7 protein-coding genes are annotated in these 7,549 nt (G+C 68.4%); 3 read left to right on the forward strand and 4 right to left on the reverse strand.

The features are described from left to right. The first annotated feature begins 158 nt into the window (after positions 1-158). Both JLI01S_RS16050 and JLI01S_RS16055 read left to right on the forward strand, forming a co-directional pair. The gene (locus tag JLI01S_RS16050; RefSeq protein ID WP_068266559.1) at positions 159-839 is read left to right on the forward strand and encodes a response regulator; all 681 of its coding nucleotides are present in this window, start codon (positions 159-161) and stop codon (positions 837-839) included. Positions 840-927: 88 nt separating this feature from the next. Next, a complete protein-coding gene (locus JLI01S_RS16055) occupies positions 928-2,253 on the forward strand; it encodes a class II 3-deoxy-7-phosphoheptulonate synthase (protein WP_068266578.1) in 1,326 nt (441 codons plus the stop codon). An 85-nt stretch (positions 2,254-2,338) separates the two neighbouring features. On the opposite strand, the gene pknB is transcribed toward JLI01S_RS16055, so the two are convergent. Both pknB and JLI01S_RS16065 read right to left on the reverse strand, forming a co-directional pair. Further along, the gene (pknB, locus tag JLI01S_RS16060; RefSeq protein ID WP_084349514.1) at positions 2,339-4,237 is read right to left on the reverse strand and encodes a Stk1 family PASTA domain-containing Ser/Thr kinase; all 1,899 of its coding nucleotides are present in this window, start codon (positions 4,235-4,237) and stop codon (positions 2,339-2,341) included. Positions 4,238-4,272: 35 nt separating this feature from the next. Continuing rightward, the gene (locus tag JLI01S_RS16065) at positions 4,273-5,415 is read right to left on the reverse strand and encodes a LysM peptidoglycan-binding domain-containing protein (protein WP_068266566.1); all 1,143 of its coding nucleotides are present in this window, start codon (positions 5,413-5,415) and stop codon (positions 4,273-4,275) included. Positions 5,416-5,610: 195 nt separating this feature from the next. Here JLI01S_RS16065 and JLI01S_RS16070 point away from each other — a divergent pair, with 195 nt between their 5' ends. Continuing rightward, positions 5,611-5,964, forward strand: coding sequence for an Rv2175c family DNA-binding protein (locus tag JLI01S_RS16070; protein ID WP_084349515.1), 354 nt, complete (start codon positions 5,611-5,613; stop codon positions 5,962-5,964). Between the two features lie 46 nt (positions 5,965-6,010). On the opposite strand, the gene JLI01S_RS17590 is transcribed toward JLI01S_RS16070, so the two are convergent. Then, positions 6,011-6,991: a hypothetical protein gene (locus JLI01S_RS17590; protein ID WP_068266571.1), complete on the reverse strand. Its 981-nt coding sequence runs from the start codon at positions 6,989-6,991 to the stop codon at positions 6,011-6,013. Beyond that, entirely contained in the window at positions 6,988-7,404 is a 417-nt protein-coding gene (locus JLI01S_RS16080; RefSeq protein ID WP_068266574.1) for a DUF6318 family protein, read from the reverse strand. Before JLI01S_RS16080 ends, JLI01S_RS17590 begins: the two co-directional genes overlap by 4 nt. Positions 7,405-7,549: the final 145 nt, after the last annotated feature.

The following is a 7,549-nucleotide window of genomic DNA, read 5'->3' on the forward strand; positions in this document are numbered from 1 at the left end:
CTCGTGCGAGCCGTGGAGGAGGGCCGCCTCGGGGCGAGCAGCTCGATCCGCGGCCGGATGCTCGATCTCGGCGGGGACGCGAGCTGGCGCTCACCGGGCGGTCGAGGCACGACGGTCACGCTCACCCTCGCGGCACCGTACGTGGCAGGCTCCACCCCATGAGCGAGCCTTCCACCCCACTCACGGTCCTCGTCGCTGATGACCACCCGTTGTGGCGAGACGCCCTGGTCCGCGACCTCGAGGAGGCGGGGTTCGACATCGTCGGCACCGCGGCCGATGGTCCCTCCACCGTGCGGCGCACGAGGGCGACCGTGCCCGATGTCCTGGTCCTCGACCTCAACCTGCCCGAGCTGCGTGGTGACGAGGTGTGCACGGCGATCAGCGACCTGACCACCAAGGTGCTGATCCTCTCCGCGAGCGGTGAGGAGCACGACGTCCTCGCGGCCGTCAAGGCCGGGGCGAGTGGCTACCTGGTCAAGTCGGCCTCGCCCGCCGAGATCCGCGACGCCGTGACGGCGACCGGCGCCGGCGACGCGGTCTTCACCCCGGGCCTCGCCGGGCTCGTGCTCGGGGAGTTCCGTGAGATGAGCAGCCGGGCTCGCACCGAGCCGGAGCCGGCGCAGGAGACCTCACGGGTCCCGGAGCTCACCGAGCGCGAGACGGAGATCCTGCGCTATGTCGCCATGGGGATGACCGCCAAGGAGATCGCGGCCGACCTGGTCCTGTCCCACCGCACGGTCCAGAACCACGTGCAGAACATCCTCGGCAAGCTCCACCTGCACAACCGGGTGGAGCTGACCCGCTTCGCGATCAGCCGGGGCCTCGACCAGCCGGAGTGACCTCCCTTCGTCCTCTGGTTGGACGGGTGCACGGCCTGCGGAGGACGCGGCCTATCCTTGGCAGGTGACCACCGCAGTGCCCTCCTCCATGTCCCCAGCCACGATCACCAGCGACCTGCCTGCAGCGCAGCAGCCCAACTGGCCCGACCGTGCTGTCCTCGACGACGCCGTCGCGAAGCTGGCAACCTATCCGCCCCTCGTCTTTGCGGGGGAGTGCGACAACCTGCGCGACCGGATGGCCGCGGCCTCCATCGGTGAGGCCTTCGTGCTCCAGGGCGGCGACTGCGCCGAGACCTTCGTGCACGCCACCGCCGACAACATCCGCGACCGCATCAAGACCGTGCTGCAGATGGCGGCCGTGCTCACCTACGGCGCGGGCATGCCCGTCATCAAGATGGGCCGGATGGCGGGCCAGTTCGCCAAGCCCCGCAGCAAGGACACCGAGACCCGCGACGGCGTGACCCTGCCGGCCTACCGCGGCGACATGGTCAACGACTTCGCCTTCACCCCCGAGTCGCGCAACCCCGACCCGGGCCGTCTGCTGCGCGGATACCACACGAGCGCCTCGACGCTGAACCTCGTGCGCGCCTTCACCCAGGGTGGCTTCGCCGACCTGCGCGGGGTGCACGACTGGAATGTCGGCTTCGTCTCCAATGCCGCCAACCGCCGCTACGAGGGCCTGGCCCACGAGATCGACAAGGCGATGCGCTTCATGGCCGCCTGCGGGGTGGACTTCGAGGCGATGCGGGCGACCGAGTTCTGGTCCGCCCACGAGGCGCTGCTCCTGGACTACGAGCGGCCGATGACCCGCGTCGACTCGCGCACCGGCGACCTCTACGACACCTCCGGCCACTTCCTGTGGGTCGGGGAGCGCACCCGTCAGCTCGACCACGCGCACCTCGACTTCGTCAGCCGGATCCGCAACCCCATCGGGATGAAGGTCTCGGACAAGGCCGACCCCGACGAGCTGCTGCGGATCATCGACCTGCTCGACCCGCACCGCGAGCCGGGCCGTCTGACCTTCATCACCCGGATGGGCTCGGGCAAGATCCGCGACGCGATGCCCGCGATCGTGGAAAAGGTCCGTGACTCCGGCGCCATCGTCACGTGGATCTGCGACCCGATGCACGGCAACACCTTCGAGTCGACGTCCGGCTTCAAGACCCGCGACTTCGACGACGTGGTCGACGAGGTGCGTGGCTTCTTCGAGGTGCACCGCTCCCTCGGCACCGTCCCGGGTGGCCTGCACATCGAGCTCACCGGCAATGACGTCACGGAGTGCCTCGGCGGCGCCGAGCGGATCCTCGACGAGGACCTCAACAAGCGCTACGAGAGCGTCTGCGACCCGCGTCTGAACCACCAGCAGAGCCTCGAGCTGGCCTTCCTCACCGCGGAGATGCTCAGCCAGCGCTGATCCCAGCCACGATCGATGGCCCGTCACCGGTACACGGTGGCGGGCCATCAGCGTCTGAGCGAGGGGGTGGGCCCGGGGCGGGTGGTCAGACGACGAGGATCGTGACGGTGGAGCCCTTGGGAGCGCTGCCGCTGCCGGGGCGGGAGGCGCGGACCTCGTCGAGGGGGCCACCCAGGAAGGTCTGCACCGACACCTTGAAGCCGGCGTCCTGCAGCTTTTTGGTCGCGGCGGCACGGCTGAGGCCGTTGACGTCGGGGACCGCCACCATCTCGGGCCCCTTGGACACCGTGATCGTCACCGTCTCCCCGGGCAGGAGCGTCCCGCTCGTGGGGCTCTGGCTGACGACCGCGCCCTTGGCCACCGAGGTGGAGTAGACCTCGTCGGCCTCGGTCACCTCGAGGTCGGCGTCCTCGATGGCGGTCGTGGCATCGGCCGCGGACTTGCCGGTGACACTCGGGACGGCGACCGGCTCGGGGCCCTTGGAGATCACCAGGTTGACCGTGGCGTCACGCTTGAGGCTCGTGCCCGCGGCAGGGCTGGAGGAGACGACCTGCCCCGTGGGGACCTCGGCGTCCCATGCCTGGGACGTCGTGCCGATGGTGAGGTGCTTCGCCTTGAGGTCTGCTGTCGCCTGCGAGGTGGTCCGGCCGTCGAGATCGGGGACTTCGTAGCGCTCAGGGCCCTTGGAGAAGACGACGGTGACATCGCTGCCCTTGGACAGCTGCGTGCCGATCGGCGGGTTGGAGGTGATCGCGTCCCCCTCCGGCACCTTTTCGTCGAAGGCGCGCTGCTCGGTGAGCGTGAGCTCGTGCTGCGTCAGGATGGACTCGACGTCCTCCTGGGACTGACCGGCCAGCTCGGGGACGAGGACCGTGCTGCCCGGCCCCTCCTGGGTCCACCACCAGCCACCGCCGGCCGCGATGAGTCCGGCGAGCAGGAGGGCCACGAGGACACCTCGGCCACGTCGACGGCGTCGCGAAGGGGGTACCTGCTCCGTCGTCGTGTCGTCGCGACCGCTGCCGGCGGCGGTCGTCGCGATGGCGGTCGTCGGTCGCGGTCGGGCGTGGGCGATGGTCGCCGTGCCTGCCACGGCCGCTCGGCGCTCGGCCGGTGGGCGACGGTCCAGCTGGTCAGGGGTCAGATCGGCGCGCACCCGTTGGAGCTCGGCGAGATAGCCACCTGCGTCGCGGGGTCGCTCGTCGGGGTCGCGGTGGGTCGCCAGGGCGACGAGGTCGTCCAGCTCGGGCGGCAGTCCGTCGACGACCTCAGAGGGCACGGGCAGTGACCCGTGGACGTGCTGGAAGGCGACGTGGATCGGGGACTCGCCCTCGACCGCGCGCTGACCGGTGAGCAGCTCGAAGAGGATGAGCCCTGCGGCGTAGACGTCGCTGCGCGCATCGGCGATGCCCCGCTCGACCTGCTCGGGGGAGAGGTAGGCGACGGTGCCGAAGAGCACGCCGTCCTCGGCCGTGGTGGTCTGGGAGGTGACCGCTCGGGCCAGCCCGAAGTCCGCGACCTTGATCGGGCCGCGGTCGGCGATGAGCACGTTTTCGGGCTTGACGTCGCGGTGGATGTAGCCGGCCTCGTGCGCGGCGGCCAGGCCGGTGAGGACCGGCTCGAGGATGTCGAGCGCGGCCCGCGGTGTGAGGGCGCCCTCTGCGTCGATGACTGCCCGGGCGGTCCGGCCTTCGATGTACTCCATCGCGAGGAAGACCTGACCGCCGTCCTCGCCCTGGTCGAAGACGGGCACGACATTGGGGTGGCTCAGTCGCGCCGCGGAGCGGGCCTCGCGACGAAATCGTGAGACGAAGGTGTCGTCTGCCGCGAGATCGGGGCGCATGACCTTCAGCGCCACCTCCCGGTCCAGCCGGGTGTCGGTGGCGAGCAGGACGGTCGCCATCCCGCCGTCGGCGAGGTGGCGCAGGACCCGGTACCGGCCGTCGACGAGTTCGCCGACGAGCGGGTGGGTGGATGCGGTGGTCACGCCCAAAGTCTAGGTTCGCCCCCTTCGTCCATCCGTCACATCCGTGTTCGGAGCGCCTTGACGTTCTTCACGTACTGCTTGGTGTCCGAGTACATGCCGTTGGACTCCACGGACGCCAGACCCTGGTAGTACCCGGCGATGGCCTCGTCGGTGCTGTCGGCCTGCTGGGTGAGCACCTTGAGCAGGAGGACGCCGGCGGTGATGTTGTCGTCGGTGTCGAGCAGATCGAGCTGACGGCCGGCCATCTGGGAGGTCCACTCGCCGGTGCTGGGGATGACCTGCATCGTGCCGACGGCATTGGCCACGGAGACCTGGCGCTGGTTCCACCCGGACTCCTGGTAGGAGATGGCCAGAGCGATCGACGGGTCGAGACCGTGCTTGCGCGAGATGCGGGTGATCTTGGCCTTGGTCTCGGCGCGGCTCGGAACGGAGCGCGTGGAGAGGGTGCGGCGGTTGCGGTCAGCGGCGTCGACGATCGTGTCGGAGTAGGTGCGGCCGGCGAAGGTGTTGTTCTTCTTCGCGGGCGTCGCGTGGGAGGAGCTCTTGGGCGTGCCGGTGACCTTGAGCTTGGTCCCCGGGTGGATGAAGTCGCCGCTGGAGATGCCGTTCAGCTTGGCCAGGCGCGCGACGCTCATGTCGTGCCGCGCGGCGATACCGCTGAGGGTCTCGCCGTCGCGGACCGTGTGGGTGGACGTGCTCGACGTGCGGCTGGACGTGGCGCGCTTGGCCGGCTTGGCAGCCGTGCCAGTGACCCGCAGCTTGTCCCCGGGGTGGATGAACGTGCCGCTGAGGTCGTTGAGGGAGCGGAGACGCTCGACGCTCATGTGGTGCCGGGCGGCGATCCCGGTCAGGGTGTCGCCGCTGCGCACGACATAGGTGCGGGTGGAGCCGGAGCGTGACGGCTTCGAGGACGAAGGGGAGGTGGAGCCGGAGCGGCCAGGGATCCGCAGCTTTTGTCCCGGGTGGATGAACTCGTCGGCCGACAGGCTGTTGCGTGAGAGCAGGGCCGAGGGGGAGATGCGGTAGCGGGCCGCGATGTCGTAGATCGTCTCGCCGTCGCGCACGGTGTGGTGCCGTGCGCTCTGGGTGGCGGACGTCTGCGTCGTGGTCTCGGCAGACAGGTCGATCACCGGGGTGACGGGGACGGCGGGGATGGTGACGAGGAGTGGAAGGACCATGTGGGGGACTCCGATGTCGGGGGCAGGGGAACGCCCTTGGGGCGGGAGACATGGCGACTGTGGCGCCTGTTGCTGCTGTGACGGATGTGGCTTCTGCGTCGACGGTACCGAAGATGAGCGCGGATCGCGCGTCGTCCGGCGTGTGACACGCCTCGGTGTATGGCGGTCGAGGCTGGCTCTGACACACTGGCCGGCGTGAATGACACCCCTGATCTTGAGACCTGGCTGTCCCTTCCCGAGGTCGCGGAGCGCCTCGACGTGCGGCTGTCCGATGTGCGTCGGATGGTCGATGAGCGGCAGCTGATCGCCCTGCGCCGTGGGGAGCGGAATGTGCTCCACGTGCCGGAGGCCTTCCTCGGGGCGGAGGGGCCTCTGCCCGAGCTGGTCGGGACCTTCACGGTGCTGGGCGATGCCGCCTTCTCCGACGAGGAGATCATCGAGTGGATGTTTGCCCGGGACGAGACGCTGCCCGGCGGGCCCACCCCGATCGAGGCACTGCGGGCGGGGTTCAAGACCGAGGTCCGCCGCCGCGCGATGGAAGAGGCGTAGAGGCAGAGCGGTCTGTTTGCGCCTCCGTCGTGACTCGTGGTGTGAATCAGCCTTCGGTGGTCAGGCGGGTTTTGGTGCCGACGATGGTGAGGGTGTCGGTTGGTTCGTCTTGGAGGTCGGCGGTGGTGGCGATGTCTTGCCAGGTGCCGCCGTTGACGCGGTATCGGCCGGTCAGGCGGGCGTCGACCTTGATGTTCACGGTGCCGGTGTCGGTGTAGGTATGGGTGATGTCGCCGTCGGGGTAGGTGCCTCCGGTGCTGGTGGTCCAGTTGGAGTGGGTGCCGTCGCCGAAGTCGTAGCGGTAGTCCTGGGCGTCGACTGTGAACTCGATGGTCCACGACAGGAGCTTGACGGGTTGGCTGGTGTCGCCGGGTTGTAGGTCGGTGTTGTCGGGCCAGTTGGCGGCATAGAAGGTCTTGAGGTTCTTGAGGGTCTTCATGCCCACGGGTTGAACGGTGACGCTCGGCTTGCTGAAGGGGAGCTGCTTGAAGGCGGTCTGGATCTGGCCGAGAGTGGGGACCGGTGGGGCCTGGATCGGGACGACCAGAGGCGGTTGACCGGGGCCTTGGTCGATGGTCACGGAGTCGGGCACGCCGCATGAGAGTCTCGTGGGTTCCCACGCTCCGTCGTTGACGCTGACGTACGTGACGGTGGGCGGCTGGAAGTAGTTGGGATTGCCGGAGAGGGTCGAGCAGCCCGCGCGGGTACCGGTGCACTCGCTCATGGAGTTGTCGCAGTCGTCGTACTTGACCTGGACCTTGTCCTTGGGCTTGGCGCCCTTGATGTCGGTCGAGACGATGTTGGCCGACAGTGCCCGACCAGAAGGGAGCGCCGGGGCGCCACCGGTTCGCGCGCCCTTTAGGAGGCCTGGGCTCGCGCCGGGAGTCACATGGTGCTCTTCCACAGAGGCTTCAGCGCCGATGTCAGAAATGTCCACATCGGGGTCCTCGTCGCCTGCAGCTGATTGCACCGAGAGAAATACAGTGAAGACTGAGGCGAGCGCCACGGTGACGATGTGCTTTGTCACGTGACGATCCAATCGAGCATCTGCCACCGGCCGTCCTGCCAGATCACGTGTTCAGTGAGTGTGTAGTTGATTGCCTTGACGTTGCCGTTTTCCTTGCCGTCCTTGTCCACGCGCTTGTGGGCGGCAACTTTCACCTCCATCGACACCTTGTAGCCAGTGTCGGGACGTTCGACAGCCTTGACTCGAGAGACTGTGTAGGGATTCATGCTCCGTGACCAGCCCTTGGCGTGCTCTTTGTCAATGTTGTTGACCGCGGTGCTGCACACATTGCAGTCCTTGGCATCCAGTTGCTTGACGGAGCTGGTTTCTCCCGTGTGGCTAGCTTCGCCCAAGGCCTCGTAGTAGTACTTCCCAAAGGCCGCAGCGCCAGCCTTGGTCTCCTCGCGGGCAGCGTCGGGCAGATCGCTGGGCATCTCAGGCCCGTCGCTGCTTGCGCTGGTGGACGAGGAGCTCGTGCTCGACCCAGATGCGCTGGTGGTGGAGGAGTCGCCCGGCAGGGGTGAGACGGTGGTCGAGGAGGTCGGCTCGACGGGCTCGTCCTCGCCACACGCGGCCAAG

The organism is Janibacter limosus NBRC 16128 (assembly GCF_001570985.1).
Taxonomy (GTDB): domain Bacteria; phylum Actinomycetota; class Actinomycetes; order Actinomycetales; family Dermatophilaceae; genus Janibacter; species Janibacter limosus.